A 2,108-nucleotide genomic window follows, 5' to 3' on the forward strand; every position below is an offset into this window, starting at 1 on the left:
ATCGTTAGGATGCATGGTTTAGGATTCGATTGTGTTGCATGTTAGTGATTCCTGAAAACCGCTAGTTGAAGGTTTTCATTATACTATGTCCTATTATTACAGATATCTCAGATCCCCCCTAATAAGAATCTGTTCGATGTCCTTTTTGGTCAGCTTCCCTCACCGCTTCACTTTCAGTAGCTCTGTCGGTGTGTTGCTCAAGTCCTTCAGCCAAACGACGACCGTAATCTTCATCTGCCTTTGTACACATATCTATCATTTTCTGTTGGATGTCTTTGTTACACATGCTTAAATTTGAAACCAAATTATTAATGAGGTCATCGCGCTCTGTGTGATCAAACGCCCGGTACGTGTCCCCTGCTTGTTTGAAATCATTGGTCCGCTCGATGCTTTCATAAACCAAATTGCCCTCAACATGCGGGGTATACTCTTTTTTTGGTGCATTGGTTTCATGTAATCCGTCAAGCCCGGACGGTTCATAGTTGACATGTGGGTTTTGCTCCTCGGCGCCGTCAACATAATAAGTCATTTGCCCATCACGCTGGTTTGTGGCGACATGTTTTTTTGGCGCATTAATTGGAAGCTGCAAGTAATTGGCGCCTACGCGATATCGCTGCGTATCCGAGTAGGAAAAAGTTCGCCCTTGCAGCATCTTGTCATCAGAAAAATCCAAGCCATCGACAAGAACCCCAGTTCCAAATGCGGATTGTTCCACTTCGGCAAAATAATTATCAGGGTTTTTATTTAACACCATACGGCCTACGGGGTACCACGGCACTTGATCTTCGGGCCAAATTTTGGTGTCATCTAGTGGATCGAAATCTAATTCGGGATGTTCGTCGTCACTAAGGATCTGTACAAAGAGTTCCCATTCCGGATAATCGCCATTTTCAATCGCTTCATATAAGTCTTGCGTTGCATGATTGAAATTCTTGCCCTGAATTTCACTAGCTTCTTCCTGAGTTAAGTTTTTAATGCCGTGCTTGGGTTCCCAATGATATTTGATCAATACCGCTTCCCCGTCTTTATTGACCCACTTATACGTATTGACGCCAGAACCTTGCATATGGCGATAATTAGCAGGAATTCCCCACGGGGAGAATATAAATGTGATCATATGAAGGGTTTCAGGGTTTTGTGTAACAAAATCAAACTGCCTCCTTGGATCCTGGATATTCGTTATTGGATCGGGCTTAAACGAATGAATAAAGTCAGGAAATTTAATCGCATCGCGGATAAAAAATATTTTTATATTATTCCCGACAAGATCCCAGTTTCCATCTTCAGTATAAAACTTCACAGCGAAGCCGCGGGGATCTCGCAGGGTCTCCGGCGAATCTTTGCCATGGATGACCGTTGAGAATCTGACAAATACAGGCGTATGTTTACCAGCGTCTTGAAAAACCTTTGCACGTGTATATTTAGAAATCGGCTCATCGCCAACTTTTCCGTAGGATTCAAAATAACCGTGCGCCCCGGCACCGCGTGCATGGACGACCCGCTCCGGTACACGTTCTCGGTCAAAATGGGACATCTTTTCCAGAAAGTGATAATTCTCCAGTGTTGCTGGGCCTCGACTACCTATCGTTCGCAAATTTTGATTATACTTAACAGGCTGTCCCTGCCGCGTTGTTAAAGTCTGCTTATCTTCACCTTCCGTCATATGTTCTTGATTATCATTGTCTTGATCCATTTTTTACCCTCCATAAGTACATATTTACATATTACATTACGTTTATTTTACCAATAGAGGACAAATTTTATACAAATTGCTAAAGGTCCTAAAATTTTAGCTCAAGCTTATACTGTGAATCACCAGATTATTTCAGCTTTGGTCACCATAACCCCATCTTAAGGCTCTTGGCTCCCAAAACAGACTATTTTGTAATTCATGGTATCAATAATTGATTTTCTATGTTACATTATAAAAAAATGAATTATATGAAAAAATCGCTAGGGGAGCTATATGGCTGAGATAAGGTATTCGATATCTTGACCCTTTGAACCTGTGATCTGGTTAATACCAGCGAAGGGAAGTGTTAGCTGTGCGTCAATCTTATTGTTTAATTGACAAAAAGCAGTATCACTCCCGTGGTACTGCTTTTTTA

At 41.7% G+C, this 2,108-nt stretch carries 1 protein-coding gene and 1 riboswitch; the gene reads right to left on the reverse strand.

The window, feature by feature from the left end:
- Nucleotides 1-118: 118 nt before the first annotated feature.
- Nucleotides 119-1,693 (reverse strand): catalase, encoded by a 1,575-nt coding sequence (locus ABDZ72_RS02955; RefSeq protein WP_343751053.1) that lies wholly within the window; start codon nt 1,691-1,693, stop codon nt 119-121.
- 252 nt (nt 1,694-1,945) lie between these two features.
- Nucleotides 1,946-2,052, forward strand: a riboswitch (TPP riboswitch).
- Nucleotides 2,053-2,108: the final 56 nt, after the last annotated feature.

The organism is Lentibacillus halophilus (genome assembly GCF_039522485.1).
Classification (GTDB): Bacteria; Bacillota; Bacilli; order Bacillales; family Amphibacillaceae; genus Lentibacillus; species Lentibacillus halophilus.